General features: G+C 57.7%; 14 protein-coding genes. 6 read left to right on the forward strand and 8 right to left on the reverse strand.

Annotated features, from left to right (window positions below):
* Nucleotides 1–34: 34 nt before the first annotated feature.
* The 5 genes from V7660_RS10025 to V7660_RS10045 form a co-directional block, all read right to left on the reverse strand.
* Nucleotides 35–289, reverse strand: coding sequence for a hypothetical protein (locus V7660_RS10025; RefSeq protein ID WP_034798659.1), 255 nt, complete (start codon nt 287–289; stop codon nt 35–37).
* A 135-nt stretch (nt 290–424) separates the two neighbouring features.
* Nucleotides 425–1,519 (reverse strand): DUF2231 domain-containing protein, encoded by a 1,095-nt coding sequence (locus tag V7660_RS10030; protein WP_084391413.1) that lies wholly within the window; start codon nt 1,517–1,519, stop codon nt 425–427.
* 9 nt (nt 1,520–1,528) lie between these two features.
* Nucleotides 1,529–2,332, reverse strand: a complete 804-nt coding sequence (locus V7660_RS10035) for a copper resistance protein B (RefSeq protein WP_034813580.1) — start codon at nt 2,330–2,332, stop codon at nt 1,529–1,531.
* Entirely contained in the window at nt 2,329–4,170 is a 1,842-nt protein-coding gene (locus V7660_RS10040) for a copper resistance system multicopper oxidase (RefSeq protein WP_034827486.1), read from the reverse strand. Before V7660_RS10040 ends, V7660_RS10035 begins: the two co-directional genes overlap by 4 nt.
* Nucleotides 4,171–4,228: 58 nt before the next feature.
* Nucleotides 4,229–4,615, reverse strand: coding sequence for a hypothetical protein (locus tag V7660_RS10045; protein ID WP_034813575.1), 387 nt, complete (start codon nt 4,613–4,615; stop codon nt 4,229–4,231).
* 617 nt (nt 4,616–5,232) lie between these two features.
* On the opposite strand from V7660_RS10045, the gene V7660_RS10050 reads away from it, so the two are divergent.
* Entirely contained in the window at nt 5,233–5,826 is a 594-nt protein-coding gene (locus V7660_RS10050; RefSeq protein ID WP_084394437.1) for a hypothetical protein, read from the forward strand.
* Complete coding sequence (locus V7660_RS10055) at nt 5,823–6,764, forward strand: nucleotidyl transferase AbiEii/AbiGii toxin family protein (RefSeq protein ID WP_290478749.1); 942 nt, start codon at nt 5,823–5,825, stop codon at nt 6,762–6,764. Before V7660_RS10050 ends, V7660_RS10055 begins: the two co-directional genes overlap by 4 nt.
* A 184-nt stretch (nt 6,765–6,948) precedes the next feature.
* Here V7660_RS10055 and V7660_RS10060 read toward each other — a convergent pair whose 3' ends face one another.
* The 3 genes from V7660_RS10060 to V7660_RS10070 all read right to left on the reverse strand — a co-directional run bounded on the left by V7660_RS10060 (nt 6,949) and on the right by V7660_RS10070 (nt 10,322).
* The gene (locus V7660_RS10060) at nt 6,949–7,383 is read right to left on the reverse strand and encodes a hotdog fold thioesterase (RefSeq protein ID WP_335602909.1); all 435 of its coding nucleotides are present in this window, start codon (nt 7,381–7,383) and stop codon (nt 6,949–6,951) included.
* 90 nt (nt 7,384–7,473) lie between these two features.
* Entirely contained in the window at nt 7,474–9,861 is a 2,388-nt protein-coding gene (locus V7660_RS10065; RefSeq protein WP_335602910.1) for a transketolase, read from the reverse strand.
* A gap of 161 nt (nt 9,862–10,022) precedes the next feature.
* Complete coding sequence (locus tag V7660_RS10070) at nt 10,023–10,322, reverse strand: hypothetical protein (RefSeq protein WP_335602911.1); 300 nt, start codon at nt 10,320–10,322, stop codon at nt 10,023–10,025.
* A 164-nt stretch (nt 10,323–10,486) separates the two neighbouring features.
* Here V7660_RS10070 and V7660_RS10075 point away from each other — a divergent pair, with 164 nt between their 5' ends.
* The 4 genes from V7660_RS10075 (at nt 10,487) to V7660_RS10090 (ending at nt 17,620) form a co-directional block, all read left to right on the forward strand.
* Nucleotides 10,487–10,837, forward strand: a complete 351-nt coding sequence (locus V7660_RS10075; RefSeq protein WP_335602912.1) for a helix-turn-helix transcriptional regulator — start codon at nt 10,487–10,489, stop codon at nt 10,835–10,837.
* Between the two features lie 6 nt (nt 10,838–10,843).
* Nucleotides 10,844–11,704 (forward strand): hypothetical protein, encoded by an 861-nt coding sequence (locus V7660_RS10080; protein ID WP_335602913.1) that lies wholly within the window; start codon nt 10,844–10,846, stop codon nt 11,702–11,704.
* 316 nt (nt 11,705–12,020) lie between these two features.
* Nucleotides 12,021–14,900: a hypothetical protein gene (locus V7660_RS10085; RefSeq protein WP_335602914.1), complete on the forward strand. Its 2,880-nt coding sequence runs from the start codon at nt 12,021–12,023 to the stop codon at nt 14,898–14,900.
* 113 nt (nt 14,901–15,013) lie between these two features.
* The gene (locus V7660_RS10090; RefSeq protein ID WP_335602915.1) at nt 15,014–17,620 is read left to right on the forward strand and encodes a TonB-dependent receptor domain-containing protein; all 2,607 of its coding nucleotides are present in this window, start codon (nt 15,014–15,016) and stop codon (nt 17,618–17,620) included.
* The last annotated feature ends 70 nt before the right edge of the window (nt 17,621–17,690 follow it).

Genomic DNA, 17,690 nt, shown 5'->3' on the forward strand with positions numbered 1-17,690 from the left:
GGAGTGCTTCACAGGATGAGGGTATGCATCACTTTTATGCGCTGCTGTTTCGGTTGAAGAAGTTGAACAAGGGAACGAACAGAAGGGCGATGTACCAGCCATAGAGATAGCTCTCGACAAGGCCGATCAGGAAACCAGTCAGCGTTCCAAACTCAAATCCGGGCAGTAGATCCTGCCATGCTGGATGCATGTGAAGGCTGGACGGCGTCACACTCCCCCAGCCGACGCACAGCAAATAACTGACGAGCAGGAACAGAGACAGCGAGTGTCCGACGGGGATAATTTTCATTCTGACCTCCAGCGGTCCAGGCAAGAGCAAGTAGGACAGTCATAGTATAATACCCCTAGGGGGTATATTCAATATCATCGCCGCTTGCCGGTTGCTTTTCAACTTGGCCGGCAAGTGGCAGTTTGGATTTCCTCCTTATCGCGGCGCACGGGAGGACGAGTGCGTGTGAATGACCTGCCAGGTGCCGGCGACCTTGCGGAACAGCACCGTTTGTTTCCCGATACGCTCCAGGCGTTCGCCATCGGAGCTGAACGTTCCACTGATCGCTGTGTCCGCGACAGCCCATGCAAAGTCACTTCCCTCGAATTGCACGTCTATATTCGAGAAGTCGAGTTCGAGATCCGGAATGGTATCTTTTTCGGGCTCGACATGATTTTCGACAAGGTCGAGCAGGCCAGTATTCTCGCCGCCTGACTCAAAGTACCGGGCGCCTGACCAGTCGAGAAAGTTCTGTCGGAACAGTTCGCCATCGCCGGTCTCCCAACCGGTTTCGATCGCGGCCATGATATCCAGGATCGCCTGTTCATCAGTCGAGACCGGTTTGGTGTCGTGATGGCCGTCGGAGTTGTCGTGTCCGGCGGGGACCGTGCCTGACATTTCTCGATCAGCTGCACCGTCGGTATGGTCGTGATCATGTCCATCGCCGCTCGCCGATGATCCATCCATCGTGTCGGATGGAGGCGCTCCGTGAGCGTCTTGATGATCGTCTGTTGAATTTACGGTGCCTTGGTCGCCATGACCGGCTCCGCCGCCATGATCATGATCGTGGCCTGGCCCGCTGGCTTCAGGAAGGGTCTGCACGCCAAGTCCGTACTTGTAGACAATTGTGCCTCCCCACCACGCTGTAACCGTCAAAAGACCTGCCACCGCCAGGGCACTGATCGCAAATACCGGGCCGGGCGACGAGGCCCTTCTCAGCCAGCGCCAACCGGCGAGGGCCAGTAATGCGAGGCCCGTGGGAACAGCCCAGTTGCGATGGGTTGTCATCGCTTCATGGGACGGCGCATCGTGAGCAACGCTGTAATAGGCCTGAAACCCGGCCGCGATGGTGGCCAGAACCGCCAAGGCAGCCAATGCCAGCATCCAGTCGGCGGCCGGTCGAAGGCTGTCGCGCCAGCGGCCTGCAGGTACGAGGAGGCCAGCCACATATGCCAAGGCTGCAGATGTGCCGAGGGCATAGGTAAAATGCACCAGCACGGGGTGAATATTGGGTTCTATGAAACCGCCCATTTTGTTCTCCTAATACCAGGTCCGCAGGCCCACGAGAAAGACGATATCGTCGCCTTCACCGCCTGCGGCTTTGATCATGTCGCGTGTCTCACCGAAGGCGCTTTGCCATTCGACGCCGACATAAGGCGCAAACTCCCTCCTGATTTCATAACGAAGCCGCAAGCCGGCATCGAGTGTGCTAAGTCCCGCGCCCGTTTCCCTTTCCGGTATGTCCTGCGCGGAAAGATTTGCTTCGATCCGAGGCTGCAAGATCAACCGCTGGGTCAGGAGCAACTCATATTCAGCCTCGATGCGGGCCGTTACATCGCCTTTTTCACTGAGAAAGGCGGAAGCGTCGACTTCGAACCAGTAGGGCGCCAGACCATTCAGTGCGACGACCCCATGCGCGAGACTATCCGGTTCGATGTCGTAGCGAACGCCCGCCTGAACATTCCAGAAAGGCGCAACCGCGCGGGAATAGAGCGCCTGGATCTCGGCATCATCCACGCCCTCTCCATTCAGAGAGGCGCGGCCCTCGCTCTTGAACCAGAGCTTGTTGATATCGCCCCCATACCAAGCCTGTCCGTTCCAGTACAAACTGTCGCCCTCGTCAGACATCTGAGCCTCGAGCTGGTTGAAGAGGATGTAGAAGCTCTTCTGGTCTCCGCCTTCCGCAAGAACGTCCCGGCGAGCGTCCGCCATTGCATCCTCGCCGTAGATGGCGTCGGCCTGATCCCAGGGCGGGGTTTGATTTGTGTCTTCCGCGAACGCGCTGCCGGTCGCGTAGAGCGCGAAGCCGAGGAGGAGAGGGGCTGCCAAATTCGGTTTCATCATGATTTTCCCTCCCCATGGTTCATGCCGTGATGGTCCATGGGCATATTCATCTGACCTGCCGGCATTTTTTCAGCTGGTGTCGTATCGTCTGCTGGCGGAATGACGCTGACGACCTGCATCATGCCAGCGTGCATGTGGTAAAGCAGATGGCAGTGGAACGCCCAGTCACCGACATGTTCTGCGGTGATGTCGACGCTGACCCTGTCTGCAGGCTTGACCGTTACTGTGTGCTTGCGCGGCATGTGATGACCACCGCCATTCACGAGATCGAAAAACATGCCGTGCAAATGGATCGGGTGTGGCATCATTGTATCGTTTACGAGCGTCAGGCGAACACGTTCACCCTCGTAGAACTTGATTGACTCGGTTACCTCGGAGAATTTTACACCGTCGAACGACCACATGTAGCGTTCCATGTTCGACGTCAGATGAATGACAATTTCGCGGCCAGGCGGGCGATGGTCCTCATTCATGTCGAGCGCGCGAAGCTGGTTGTAGGTGAGCGTGCGGTGGGGGACATCATCAAGCCCGAGACCGGGTTCGCCCAAGCGGCTCATCGTCATGCCTGATACTTTTGCGACACCGGGGCCGCGCTCTATATCTGCTTCAATCTTGACGGGCTGGACCGCCGGACCATGAGGATCGGGCATCATCGACATGGCACCCATGTCGTGGCCTTTCATGTCGTCCCCGGCCGTCGCGGTGTCCGGACCATGATCCATTCTCCCCATGCCTGACATGCCCGCCATGTCTCCATGGGCCATTCCCATGTCCCGCATGGTCAGCATCGGCACAGCTCGAAGCGCAGGCGCATCGACCCGCATACCGGCACGCGGGCCGAGCGTGGCGACGGCCTGGCCGGAGCGGTCGATCGATTCGGCAACAAAGGCGTAGGCGCGCGCTTCGGTCGGCGCGATGATGACATCATACGTCTCGGCCACGCCCATCTGGAACTCGTCGGTCTCAACCGGCTGGACATTCAGACCGTCGGCCTGGACCACCGTCATCGGCAAGCCCGGGAGGCGGACATTGAAGAGGGTCATGGCGGAGGCGTTGATAATGCGCAGGCGAACCCGCTCGCCCGGCTGGAAGACCATATTGAAATTATCGGCCGTCGAATGGCCATTGATCAGGTAGGTGTAGGTTTCGCCGGTCACGTCTGCGAGATCGCGCGGGCTCATTCGCATCTGCCCCCACATGCCGCCAAGTCCGGTTGGGTTCGACAGGGTCGGGCGGTTGAAATTCAGGCTCTCGGCATTCTTCTTGAGCTTGTCGAAGATCCGGTGCGGATGCGTGAAACTCCAGTCGCTGAGGACGAGCACATATTCCCGGTCATAAGCCACTGGGTCTGTACCTGCCGGATCTATGACGATCGGACCGTAATGGCCGAGTTGTTCCTGCAGACCAGAATGGGAGTGATACCAGTAAGTGCCATTTTGCGGCACCTTGAACTGATATTTGAACGTTTCGCCCGGTTTGATGCCCGGGAAGCTGACGCCCGGCACGCCGTCCATATGGAAGGGGACAAGCAGTCCGTGCCAATGGATCGAAGTGTCTTCGGCAAGCCGGTTGGTGACGTTCATTGTAACGTCATCGCCCTCGCGCAACCGCAAGAGCGGACCGGGAAGTGTGCCATTGATTCCGGTTGCCATACCGACTTTGCCGTTGAGCCTGACCGGGAACTGCCCGATTTCGAGGTCGAAGCGCGTGCCCGAAAGTGAGGGCACACCAAGGTTTCCGTTGCTGGAAGATTTTGCCCAAGCGGGCAGGAGGCTGCTTGCCCCCAAGGTTGCGCCGGTGCCGAGCACCGTCTGCAACATACGTCGTCTGTTCAACATAATCGTCTCCATGAGGTGAATTTATGCAATCGGGCTGCTAATGCAGCGACGCACGAAATCAGCTCAGGGAACGCACCTTCAATGTGACTGGCGTTTGTTGCAGCAGGTAACTTCGGACCTCAGGCCAGGGCGTGCGGACATTGACGACGCGCTTCCATGCGTGTTGCCATGAGGGTGTAGCAAGCCCGATGGGCGTCGTATCGCCTAATACGTGCTGGACCGGGTTCGCCGTCTTGTCGGCTTGGGCGACCGTTGCTGTCTGAAGCTTGCAGTGATCAGTCTCATCATCGCAGGGCGCCTCAGGCCCATCGGCGGGCGCCTGGTGAGAATGAGCGGTGAACTCGGTTGCCATGCTATTCGTCGCCGACATATCGACGGGACACGCGCAGAGCACCTGCGACAGGCTGAAAAATACCGTCACGAGAGTTGCGACAACAAAGTTCATGACTACCACTTATACCCCATAGGGGTTTAAATCAAGAAAGAACCTCTGAGCACTCAAGGTTTGTCGTAACGGAGCAGGATCAACCCAGACCCGCGGGTCAGTCCCGAGCGAAAAGTTGCATGGCTACGCTCCAGCGCGAATTTGAACGGCCAGCAAATCATGTTAGCGATGTGAATGTCGTTGATAGGCAGCGTCGAACTTTGACAACACGAAAGGGCTGCACCACAGTTTGCACTACAAATTGCAAACAATCTGCACAACAAGCGAAGTTTTGAGTGCCATAGTGCGTTGAATTAATTTAATTTCAAGCACGATTACTGGGCGCGTCACTCGCGGTTCGGAATCCATTGTCGGCTCTTGGCGAAAGGGCAACCTGGTTTCGCTGCGTACGAGCTTCAATTCATAAATAAATTGGACCCCAGACCCTTTTGTTTAGTACGGATTGTGCCATTCTGGTGATTAAGAGACCTGCTTCCTCATTCTATAAAACATCGTAAAATCAATATCTTGCACCTGTGTCGAGAGTATTTATTGTCTTTGTTGTGCATGACTTTTTAATAAGAAATGTTGCATAATATGGAGCATGACCCCTATATTGTGGGTGATGGAGACAGAACATGACCGCGCTTGCAAAACTAAAAAGGAAATTGCGCCCCGGACAGGTGTACCGGCGCAAGGAGCTTGCGACCTGGTCAAACGCTGTCGATCGACATGTTGGACAGCTGCTTGACGAAGGACGCCTCGAAAAGGTTGGGGCAGGGCTCTATATGGCTCCGAAGAAAACTCGGTTCGGGCAGGCACCCGCCAAGCCGGAGAAGCTGGTTGAGTCATTCCTGGGGGATGACCGGTTTCTTATGGTTTCGCCAAACGCCTATAACAGCCTCGAATTGGGAACGACGCAGCTCTACAATGAGCCGGTAGTTTATAATCGCAAACGGCACGGCCATTTCGAGCTGGATGGCCGACGCTATGACTTCCGCATGCGGACCTCTGTTCCTTCAAACCTCAGCGAAGAATTCCTCCTGGTGGATCTGTTGCACAACCTCGATCGGCTTCCCGAGGAAAAGGCAGCAGTGCTTCCCAAGGCACTTAGGCGTGCGCGACGTATGGACCGCGCGCGACTGTCACGTGCGGTGAAGGATTTCGGATCGGCGCGGGCTGCAAGGCTCCTCAAGCCTGTATTGAACCCTGATCAGGCAACCGCCGCGTGACCCTCCTGCACGCACTGCCTGATTTTGCCGACCTCATCGCTGTTGCTGCGCGAAACAACACTATCGATCCGGGCCTCATCGAAAAAGACTACTGGTTGATGCACTGCCTCTGGGGACTGCAGCAGCTTGACTATAAGTTTGAGCTGAAAGGCGGAACTTCGCTGTCAAAGGGATACGGCCTCATCGACCGTTTTTCGGAAGACATCGACATCCTGATCCACCCAGAGACCGACCTCCAGTATGGCCCAAACCACAACAAGCCTGCGCAGGTAAATGCGCGTCTCGAATTCTTCAACGGTCTGGCCGAAGCCATCAAAATTCCTGGCATTATCGAAGTGGTCCGCGACGAAGAGTTCGACGACACACGCCACTATCGCGGCGCAGGCATTCGATTGAAGTATGAGTCGGTGAATCCACTGCCAGAAGGGCTGAAGGCAGGCATCCTGCTCGAAGTCGGGTTCGACCAGGTGGCGCCGAACCGGCCATGTACGATTTCGTCCTGGGCTTACGAACTTGCAGTCGAGAGTGGGATTGCAGACCTGACCGACACCCGCGCGGTCGATGTGCCTTGCTATGAGCCGGGCTATACTTTTGTCGAAAAGCTCCAGACCATCTCAACGAAATTCCGAAAGCAGCAGGCGGACGGCGACATGCCTGTCAATTTCATGCGCCACTATTATGACGTGTACTGCCTGCTCGCTGACGCCTCAGTGAAAGAGTTCATCGGAACAGACGCGTACAAGGACCACAAGGCCAAAAGGTTCCGCAAGGCAGATGAACCGGACCTCACCAGGAACGAAGCCTTTCTGTTGAGCGACGCAGAAACGCGAAAGGCGTACGCGGACGCTTATGCGAAGTCACGAGCGCTTTACTACAGGGAGCCTGCACTCTTTGACGATATTCTGGCACGCATCAGCCGGCGCCTGCCGGAACTTTGAATGATCGTTGCTCGCAGGGAAACCTCTAACCCTCTGAAATAAAAGGAATTACTAGCTTACTCTTTTGTTGGGTGCGCCCTCCCGCACCCAACAAGCCCCTGAAATCCTCACGGATTTCGGGGGCTTTTCCTATTGGGCGAAAGAAAATTGCGTGTGGGGCGCAGACTGAAACGCGCGTGCCGTGTCAGGCCCTGTTCGTAGGAATAATTGCAACTGTGAACCGCGAAATGCAGACGAGGCGATCGGTCTCGTCGGTGATGCGGATTGACCAGATCTGGGTGGTCCGGCCAAGCGCTTCCGGGGTGGCTGTTCCGAACACGAATCCGTCTTTGACGGGGCGGACATGGTTGGCGTTGATCTCAAGACCAACGCCAATTTGTTCTTTGGAATCAAGGGTGAGGTTCGCCGCTATAGAGCCCACCGTCTCGGCGAGGGCGACCGACGCGCCGCCATGCAGGCGACCATGTGGCTGAAGAGTCCGATGGTCCACCGGCATACGGGCCGTAAGGGAGTTGTCGGTCACACCCACGACGGTGATGCCCAGATGGTCCACCATTGTGCCTGTCTGAGGGAGGCTGAGAGATTCAAGTTCAGGGGTGCCGTTTTTCCAGATCGCCATGTCGTCTCCGTGAGTTCGCGTAAAGCCAACCACAGCATGGGGATGCCCCGGCTCACAAGTCCTCACGCGAGGACAAAGATTCCCAGATTGTCAGACCTGTTTGGCCAGTCGGATCTTTCGACCGGCAGACAAATGGTTTGCGGCGGCGACGATGGCGTCGGCGTCAATCATGAAGTGACGGTAGAGATCCTTGATCGTGCCCGTCTGGCCGAAATGTTCGACGCCAAGCGGCGCGGTCCGGTGCCCCATGACCGATCCGATCCATGCGAGCGTGGCTGGATGGCCGTCGGTCACCGTGATCAGGGTCGCATCGCGGGAGACCGAGCCCATCAGGCGTTCGATCTGGCTGACGGCGTTCTCCTGGCCCCGCGCTCTCGCGCGGCGCGCAGCCGTCCACCCCGAATTAAGCCTGTCGGCAGATGTGATCGCCAGGACGCCGATATCGCGCCGGTCATTGCCGATGCGTCCGGCTGCTTCGATGACTTCCGGCGCAACACAGCCCTGATAGGCAATCACGACTTCGCAATTCGGACCCGGTTCCCGTAACCAATAGCCGCCATCGACCACGCCGCGCCGGAAATCCGCATCATCGCGCGCCTTCAGGCCGAGCTGGTCAATGGAGCGCGTGGTCAGGCGCAGGTAAACGGAGCCGCCGGTCTCATCGCGCAGCCAGGTCCGCTCATCCGGGTCGCCCTCGCCGCTGCGTTGGAGATAGTCGAACGACCAGTCCATGATGATAGAGAGCTCATCCAGGAAGGCCGGCTCGAAGGAGACCAGCCCATCCTGGCTCATGCCGATCAATTGCGCGCCAATGGATTGGTGCGCGCCGCCTTCCGGCGCCAGTGTCACGCCTGAGGGCGTACCGACAATAATGAAGCGGGAATCCTGATAGCAGGCATAGTTCATGGCATCGAGGCCGCGCGCCACGAACGGATCATAGACTGTGCCAATGGGAATGATGCGCTCGCCAAACAGGCTGTGCGACAAGCCAGCCGCGCCGAGCATGAGGAAGAGGTTCATCTCGGCAATGCCGAGTTCGATATGCTGGCCTTCCGGAGAGAATTGCCATTTTTGCGTCGAGGGAATGCGTTGTTCCCGAAATGTGTCGCCCTTGGCTTCGCGCGCGAACAGGCTGCGCCGGTTGACCCACGGGCCGAGATTGGTTGAGGCCGTCACATCTGGAGATGTGGTGAGGATGCGGTCGGCAAGTTCGCTGTCGGTCTTGGCGATTGCGTCGAGGATCTTCCCGAAGCCCGCCTGTGTGGACTGGTTGCGATCATCGAGGAAGATCGGACCGGAACTTTTCACACTGGGCGCTTCAAACCGACGACGGCCCCTGGAGAAGAAGGCCGCCGCATCCATCAGTCTCTGGAAGGCGTCCGGATTGTCGATGCCGGCAAGTGTCTCCCATTCCTTGCCCTTGGACACGGCCATGCGCTTTTGGAAATCGGCCATCTGGGACGGGTTCATCAGGCCGGCATGATTGTCCTTGTGCCCCGCCAGCGGCGTGCCCCAGCCCTTGATCGTATAGGCGAGGAAAACCGTCGGCTGGTCGTCTGTGACCTTGTCGAATGCTTCGGTGAGCGTCTGGACGCACTGACCGCCGAGATTGTTCATCAGGGCGGAAAGCTCGTCATCGCTGCGCGCGTCCAGTAGTGTGGTCACGTCGCCCTGATCGCCGATATCGTCCATCAGGCGTTTGCGCCAGGCGGCGCCGCCCTGATAGGTGAGCGCGGAATAGTCAGTGTTCGGACAGGATTGGATCCATTGTTTCAGGGCATCGCCGCCGGGCTCTTCAAAGGCGGCGCGCTGCAACACACCGTGGCGCAGCACGATGGTGCGCCAGCCAAACGCCTTGAAGATCGCATCGATCTTCTCCCACAGGCCCTCATGAACGACGCCGTCGAGGCTCTGGCGGTTATAGTCGATCACCCACCATGTGTTGCGCAGATCGTGCTTCCAGCCTTCCTGAAGGCATTCATAAACATTGCCTTCGTCCAGTTCGGCATCCCCCACGAGAGCGATCATGCGGCCAAGCTGGCGATCACTAGCCCAGGGTTTGGCTTCGAGATAGTCCTGCATCAGGGAGGCAAAGGCCGTGATCGCGACGCCAAGGCCAACAGAGCCTGTGGAGAAGTCGACATCGTCCACATCCTTGGTCCGGCTCGGATAGGATTGCGCGCCGCCATACCCGCGAAAATTCTCGAGCTTTTCGCGCGTCTGGTTGCCCATCATGTATTGCATCGCGTGGAAGACGGGGGAGGCATGCGGCTTCACCGCGACCCGGTCTTCCGGACGCAGTGTATGGAAATACAGGGCCGTCATGATCGACACCATCGAGGCGCAAGAGGCCTGATGGCCGCCCACTTTTACGTAGCCTTCCTCTTTTTCGCGGAGATGGTTGGCATTGTGCACGATCCAGGAGGACAGCCAGAGCAGGCGTTGCTCCATGGATTTCAGTGCCTCAAAGTCGGTCATTGCGAAAAGCCCTGTTCTGGCAGTCTGCCCCGGGCGGACTGCAATTCGAATACAGGTTCGTACCATCAGCCGGACGGCAGATCATCCCTCCTGATGACAATTACGAGGCATGTCAGTGCGGCTGTCGGCAGGATATTGAAACAAACCTGCTTCGATGGCGGTCAGGCGAAGAGATCACCTGTTTGCGTGTCGCGCTCTGGGGCCATGTCGTCGCCGCGATAGAAACAGGGATGCTTGATACGGCTGAAATTCCTGTGCCTCTCATAATGGACCCAGCCGCCATTGGGCATGCGCTGACTGAGGATCGGCGCATCGCAGACCGGGCAGGCGGAATGACAGGATTTCTCCGGCCCGCCGCTGTCGCTTCGCTCGATTGGCATCCAGGAAGAGGCGACCTCCACCATCTGTCCGGAAGGCAGACGGCGCATATGTGCCCGGCGGCGAATCCATTTGATCGACATCTCAAGCTCCCTGCTTCGGCCGATCCCATAAGGCGTGTGATTCGGTTAAGCGAAGGTGGGCAGACAGGTGGCCCGGCTGCCGCTGTCACAGAACTTTATCACTGCCGACATTAAACCGTACAGAAATCCGCATATCGCTGCGGCAACTGCAAAGGGGCAATGCTGTGACCAGTGATTTTGAATTGGTTTACTCCTTGGAAATCAAGGTATTGGATCTGGAGAAAAAGGTTCTGGAACTCGAAGAATCAATCGCAGGCCTCACGCAACAGCTGCATTCGGTTGAAAATGAAGCCACCCACAATGTTCCCGACGAAATCACCGAGAAAATTCGGGAAGGTGAGAACCCGGTACGGGTTGTCCGCCAGTACCGCCTGATGACCCAAAAGGATCTGAGTGATGTGTGCGGCATTCGCCCCAACCATATTTCGGCCATAGAGCGCGGCATGTCCTATGGCCTCAAAACAGCCAAGCGATTGGCTGATGCGCTTGACGTTCCTGTAGATTTGCTGACCTGAGATCCCATGAAACTGATGACCTCCCTCGCAGCTTCGGCGGCTGCTTTCGTTCTGACTGGATGCTCCAACGGCGCCGATGACGCGCCCCGGCCCGTCTTTCCTGATGCCGAGCCAGCCACGCAATTCACCCGCGCCTACTCCATGACCGAAAGCCCGGATGGGCAGGTCCGCGTCTTTGCCAAGGAGAATGGCGACGAAACCTGGTTGTATGAGGTGCGCCGTGAAGGGAAGGCCTGGGGCACGCCCCAGCGCCTCGAATTTCCTTCGAAAAAGCTAATGGCCGGCCCCAGTTTCAATCCCGTAGACGGCACGCTGCTGTTCGCGTCCGATGCCGACACGCCTGAATGGCCGGGTCGCAAGGATCTGAATATCTGGCAAGTGGCGCTTGAGGATGGCGAATGGGGGGAGCCTGCCCCCCTGTCAGGCGACGTGAACACGGGTGCGAATGAAACCATGGCGGTTGTCTCGGCAGACGGCCTGATGGTGTATACGTCTAACAAGAGCGGCAGCTTCAATCTGGCCGAAGCGCGTCAGGATGATGAGGGGAACTGGATCAAGCAGCGCGGTCTGGAAGAGGTCAATGATTTCCGCACGAATGATCATCTGGCGCTGACGTCGGATGGGCAGACGCTGTTCTTCTACTCGCATCGTGCGCCCAAACTCGGAATTGTCGATATCTGGATTGCCAGCCGACAGGAAGATGGCACTTGGAGCGAGCCGAGGAATCCGGGAGAGCCCCTGAATTCTGCAGGTATCGATTATGGGCCCGGCCTTTCTGCGGATGGGCAAACGCTGTTTTTCTCGCGGGAAGGCGATCTGTTCCAAATTCCCGTATCGGTTGTCCTCGCCGACGACCCAGACGCCTGATCCCTTAATGTTCCTGACTTTGCAGCGTTAATGCAGCCGGGTGGCTCTCTTTCTCAGGAGTTCCGCCATCACAGTTGATTATCGAGCCTTTTCCGCGTGCCCGAAGTTTCTGGAGACGTGCTCACAGGCCGTGGGCCACGCGCTCATGAAGGTAATTGCCGCCGTCATAAAAACTTTGCGGAACTGTGCGGAAACCGTCGCTGGCCACTGCGATAAGCCGCTTCGGATGCAGGTGGCCATGGAATCACCATTGGCCCGATCCAACGAATTATTGCTGAGACCGGCGTCCTTGATTGGGGCCACAAAGGGGTAAAGAATGAAACTCGGGAAGACCTTGAAGCTCGCGACCATGGCGAGCGTTGCCGTGCTGACACTCGCTGCGTGTTCGGACACGACCATTTCCTCACCAGGAGCCTCCGAAACGCCGGTGAGCCCGCCGCCACCGCCGCCACCGCCGCCGGCCGCCTCTACCATCGATCTGGTCCCGACGGCTGGCTGTCCCACGGGCACGGCTGAGGCCACACTTGCTGCTGTGGCTGCCGATGGCTTCTCTGACGTCTCCGTATGTGTGCTCGGTTCCGATGCCTCAGGTGGTACGGCGATTACTGCCGATATCGAAATTCCGGCCAACACCACGATCGCCATTCAGGGGCCAGTCTTCATTGGCGAAGACAACAAGGATGACGCTGGCACACCGGTCACGCTGACGATCAATGAAGGTGTTCGCTTCTTTGGCGCTTCGACTTCCGGTACAGCGACTGCAACCGATGACTATCTGGTGGTTACCCGCGGATCCCAGATCAACGCCGTTGGGACTGAGACCAGCCCGATCCGCTTCACGGCCCGTGCGGCGCTCAACGATGAAGAGACGGGCTCCAGCCTGATCGAAGCCGGCACCAACGCTCAGTGGGGCGGCCTGGTTATCAACGGTTTTGCGCCGATCAACGCATGTGAAGATGGCACAGCAAGCGGCGGTACAGCTGGATGTGAAAAGTCCGGGGAGGGCTCCTCGGGCCTCTTCGGCGGCGCAATCGCTGACGACAATTCCGGTACGCTTCAGTATGTCATCGTTGAATATGCAGGTTCCCGTCTGACCAATAATGACGAGTTGAACGGCATCGCCTTCCAAGGTGTGGGTTCGGCCACGACGGTCGATCACATCCAGGTTCACAACAACCTCGACGACGGCATCGAATGGTTCGGTGGCACCGTGAGCGCAAAATATGTCGCGATCACGGGCGCTGGCGACGATTCCCTTGACTGGACCGATGGCTGGACGGGCAAGCTGCAGTTTGCTGCGGTTCGCTCCACCATCCCGACCTCTGATGACCCGCGCGGAATCGAGGCAGACAATTTGTCCTCCCCGAACGACAAGACGCCATTCTCGAGCCCAAGCGTTTCCAACTTCACGCTCGTCGGCACCGACGGCAACCAGCAGGGCATCCTTCTGCGTCGCGGGACGCAGGGTAACATCGTCAATGGTGTCGTGACCGGCTACGCAACCGGCATTGATGTCGACGACACCCAGACCTTCACAGGCTACACAAACGGCGACCTGGTGATTGAATCTCTCTTCCTCGATACGGATGAGAACTTCGCAACCGATTCCGACGGCGTTCCGACCTTCCCGGCGTCCGCCAATGTTCGCACCGGTGGTAACAGCCTGACGGATGGTTTCTTCCCAGGTACGGCTGAACTGGCAGTGCCTGCCTCTACGGCCTTGTCCGGCGATGCTTTCTTTGAGGCGACGACCTTTATCGGTGCGTTTGCTCCGACCGAAACCCTGGCCAGCAACTGGGCCAACTTCACCTTGACGGGCTCTCTGTTCGACGAAGTCGATGCGACCTGCCCAACAGGCACCACGACTGACGGTGAACTGGACGGCAAGACACTCTGTGTTATCTCCGGCAGCAGCGCCATCACGTCAGACCTGCGCCTCACCAATGGCGACCAGCTGATCTATGAACTCGACGGTTCTGTCTTCGTCGGGGCCGACCTGGGTCCGGACCCGGCTGCACCGCTCGGCAGCGGCGTGTCGGCAACTCTGACCATCGATCCCGGTGTGACGGTTGTGGGCGCAGGCAATGACGACTACCTGGTTGTCACCCGCGGTTCGAAGATCCTCTCCAATGGTACAGCTGAAAACCCGGTTGTCTTCACGGCCAAGACGGTTGTGGACGGCACGGCGACGCTCGATCAGGACACGAAAGGTCTCTGGGGCGGCATCGTGATCAATGGCCGCGCGCCGATCAATGCCTGTGACGACGGTTCAGCGACCGGTGGTACGGTCGGTTGCCAGAAGACCGGTGAAGGCTCTTCCGGCCTGTTCGGTGGGGCAAGTGCTGACGACGACTCCGGTCAGCTCTTCTACACCCGCGTTCAATATGCCGGTGTGGCTCTGACGAATACGGACGAACTGAACGGTATTGCCTTCCAAGGCGTCGGCTCCCAGACAGAAGTCGATTATGTTCAGGTCTACAACAACCTTGATGACTGCTTCGAATGGTTTGGTGGCACTGTAAGCGCCACGCACCTGGTTGGTCTTGGTTGCGGTGATGACACCTTTGACTGGACCGATGGCTGGACCGGCTCCCTGCAATACGCAATCGCGTATACGGGTGTCGCCAGCGCGACGGGCGGCATCACCGGTAGCCATAATGGTATCGAAGCTGACAGCTCTTCCAATGCTCTGGCAACGCCGATCTCCAGCCCGAACGTGTCGAACTTCACCGTCATTTCCGGTGGCGATGGCGACGCACTGACGGGCGCTCTGCTCCGCCGCAACATGCAGGGTGTGATTGCGAATGGTATCATTCTGGGATGGCCGGATGCAGGTATTGATGTCGACGGTACCGACACCCAGGCCAATTTCAACAATGGTGACCTGATCATTCAGTCCCTGTTCCTTGCTGACAATGGCGAGCCTGTGGAAACGGGAGATGCTGACGACATCACCTTCACGGCAGTGAATGATGTGGAAACAGGTCTGGCAAATTCCATGACCGACTTCACATTCCGTACCGGGCGCCCGGGTGTGGTTCCAGGCGCAAACGAGAACAGTGTGGATGTGTACGACGTCACTGGCGTCGGCAAGCTTGAAGCCACCACCTTTATCGGTGCGGTCGAAGATGCTGATGACGATTGGTATCTCGGTTGGACCATCGATCAGGAAGGTGACTTGACGTCGGCCAACTAAGTCCGCCTCGAGCCTGATGGGTGGGGCGGCCATATGTGCTGCCCCACTCCGCTGTTCAGAGACACAGATTTCGGCGGGTTGGACTCAGCTCGCCTTTTACAGGAACACACAAAATGAAACGCATCCTGTCTGCCCGTTCCTTGCTGTTGTCCGGTGCCTGCCTCGTCTGGCTGTCCCCGGCACTGGCACAGGACGACACCCAGCCCGCAGATCCTGCCACTCCGGTAGAGACTGAAGCCCGCCAGGAAACCATCGTGGTGCGCGGCGCGTTTATTCCGGACGAAAAACGCTCTACGTCGGAGGTTTCCAGCCTCATCGATGAAGGGGACTTTTCCCTTCAGGGGGATGGCGACGCAGCCGCAGCCCTCGCACGCGTTGCCGGCATTGCGACCGCCGAGGACGAGTTCATCTATGTCCGGGGCCTCAATGAGCGGTATTCGACAGCGCTTCTGAACGGCTCTCCCTTGCCGAGCCCGGCGCCGCTTCGCCGCGTCGTGCCGCTGAACCTTTTCCCGACCTCCGCGCTGAAAAGCGTACTGGTGCAGAAGACCTATTCCCCAAACCTGCCGGGTGAATTTGGCGGCGGTGTCGTAGATCTGCGGACCAAGACCGTGCCGGATGAAGGCTTCTTCACCGTTGGCGTAAAGGCCGCTGCTGACTCGGAAATCACTTTGAAAAATGGCCTCATGTATGATGGCTCCGATACAGACTGGACGGGGTTTGATGATGGCACGCGCGACCGTCCATCGCTTGCCGATGGCCTGACGCCGGATTTTGGCCGTCAGTTGACAGATAACTCCTCGCTGCTGGTAATGCAGGAAGGGGAGGTCGCACCAAACTTTTCCGTCGATCTCTCAGGTGGTGACCGCTACGATTTGAGCGATGACGTGTCGATGGGGGTGATCGCGGCGGCGGGCTACTCCAATTCCTGGAAGAGAAAACAGGGACGTCGCGGATATGCTTTTTCGAGCGGCGAAGGCCTGGGACAGTTCTATGATCAGGAGCGCCTGAGCACGGAGAACACGATTGACCTGAACGGCCTTATGACCGTTGGATTTGAGCTGTTTTCTGACCATGAAATCAAGTTCACCGGACTTGTGACACGCTCCACCGAAAAAGAGGCCCGTATCATCAGTGGTGAGAACGAGGAATCAGTCGAGGAACGTGTGGACGCTCTGGAGTGGTTTGAACAGCAGCTCTGGACCACACAGGTTCAGGGTGAGCATTTCTTCCCGCAGCTGCACGATCTGAAGGTCAACTGGCGGGGGTCTTACTCCGAAGCCCTGCGTGATGCGCCATACCAGCTCTCCAATATCTATATTGTTCGCAACGGTGTTACCCGGCTTTCCTCAAGCTCGGCGGCCAACCGCTTCCAGTTTAGCCGTGTGGATGACGACACGACCGATTTCGGCATTGATGCGGAATTGCCTTTCGCCATTGATGGCGATTGCACCTATTTCTGTGAGACGGATCTGAAATTCGGCTATGGTTATGTTGAGAACGACCGGGCCGCACGCTCCTTCATCTATGACATCGGTGGCGTTGGCGGGACGGACGGTCTCAGCCGTCTCGATTATATCTATGACTCTCTGTTCCGGAGCGGTCAGGGCAGCGTTACGGCCATCGCGGGTGAGCAATTCCCGGAATTCTACCTCGCGACTCTTGAGATTGACGCAGCCTATGTGGGGATCGACACGCAATTGACGCCGTACATGCGTGCTGCCATCGGCGTACGCTATGAAGACGCCATTCAGGCTGTCGATACACAGGTGATCGGCGGAGATCTTGCCGATAACACGGTCGAGGGTGTGATTGATGAGACGGATTGGTTCCCGGCGGTCACCCTTACCTGGAACCCGATAGAGGACCTTCAGGTGCGCGGCGGGTATTCGGAAACCTTGACGCGTCCCCAATTCCGCGAACTCGCTCCGGCCGTTTTCGTCAACACGGAAACCGATGCCAACTTCTTCGGTAACCCGTATCTCGTGAATGCCAGTATCAAGAACTATGATCTCCGTGCGGAATACTATTTCGCCCGTGATCAGTTCATGACGCTCGGCCTTTTCTACAAGGACCTGACGAACCCGATCGAGGAAATCCTTGTTCCGGCGGAAACGCTTCAGACGACTTTCATCAATGCGCCAGCCGCGGAGATGTATGGTTTTGAAGTCGAATATGAGCAGATGTTGCCGATGGAGCGCTGGACGGGGCTTGGTTTCTTCGATGCTCGTGACCTGCAAATCAAGGCCAATTACACTTGGTCGGATTCTAAAATCAGCGCCGACGGCGAAGTGGCCTTCAATGTCGGTACGAACCTCAACCCTGTACGTGGGACCACGGCTGCGGCTGGGCGGATCGAGGATGGCCGACGCATGCAGGGCCAATCGGAACACATCGTCAACCTCCAGGTGGGGCTTCTCAATGAAGATGCCCAGTCGGAACTGAACGTGTTGGTCAACTATGTCAGTGAGCGTATCCGGTCAGGCGAAGTTCTGGCGCGTAACCTGCCAGCCATTATGGAAGAGCCGCCGATGACGGTGGATCTCGTCTGGAACAAGCGTTTCCAGGCAGGTACCGGCCAGTACGAATTCTCCCTCAATATCGAAAACATCCTTCAGGAAGACTATGAAGCCTATCAGGAGCGGGGCGGTGACCGCGTCGATGTCGATACCTACGACCAGGGAACAATTATCAGCGTTGGCCTGAAACGCATGTTCTAGCTTCGGCTCTGATATTGCATAACATCAATTGCAGGTCCGCGGCCATTGTCGTCGCGGACCTGTTGGCTTA

The organism is Hyphomonas sp. (genome assembly GCF_036964145.1).
Taxonomy (GTDB): Bacteria; Pseudomonadota; Alphaproteobacteria; order Caulobacterales; family Hyphomonadaceae; genus Hyphomonas.

Excerpts from the sequence above, each read along its gene's own strand:
- V7660_RS10025 (WP_034798659.1), bottom strand. The coding sequence starts at position 289 with ATGAAAATTATCCCCGTCGGACACTCGCTGTCTCTGTTCCTGCTCGTC.
- V7660_RS10030 (WP_084391413.1), bottom strand. The coding sequence starts at position 1,519 with ATGGGCGGTTTCATAGAACCCAATATTCACCCCGTGCTGGTGCATTTT.
- V7660_RS10035 (WP_034813580.1), bottom strand. The coding sequence starts at position 2,332 with ATGATGAAACCGAATTTGGCAGCCCCTCTCCTCCTCGGCTTCGCGCTC.
- V7660_RS10040 (WP_034827486.1), bottom strand. The coding sequence starts at position 4,170 with ATGTTGAACAGACGACGTATGTTGCAGACGGTGCTCGGCACCGGCGCA.
- V7660_RS10045 (WP_034813575.1), bottom strand. The coding sequence starts at position 4,615 with ATGAACTTTGTTGTCGCAACTCTCGTGACGGTATTTTTCAGCCTGTCG.
- V7660_RS10050 (WP_084394437.1), top strand. The coding sequence starts at position 5,233 with ATGACCGCGCTTGCAAAACTAAAAAGGAAATTGCGCCCCGGACAGGTG.
- V7660_RS10060 (WP_335602909.1), bottom strand. The coding sequence starts at position 7,383 with ATGGCGATCTGGAAAAACGGCACCCCTGAACTTGAATCTCTCAGCCTC.
- V7660_RS10065 (WP_335602910.1), bottom strand. The coding sequence starts at position 9,861 with ATGACCGACTTTGAGGCACTGAAATCCATGGAGCAACGCCTGCTCTGG.
- V7660_RS10070 (WP_335602911.1), bottom strand. The coding sequence starts at position 10,322 with ATGTCGATCAAATGGATTCGCCGCCGGGCACATATGCGCCGTCTGCCT.
- V7660_RS10080 (WP_335602913.1), top strand. The coding sequence starts at position 10,844 with ATGAAACTGATGACCTCCCTCGCAGCTTCGGCGGCTGCTTTCGTTCTG.
- V7660_RS10085 (WP_335602914.1), top strand. The coding sequence starts at position 12,021 with ATGAAACTCGGGAAGACCTTGAAGCTCGCGACCATGGCGAGCGTTGCC.
- V7660_RS10090 (WP_335602915.1), top strand. The coding sequence starts at position 15,014 with ATGAAACGCATCCTGTCTGCCCGTTCCTTGCTGTTGTCCGGTGCCTGC.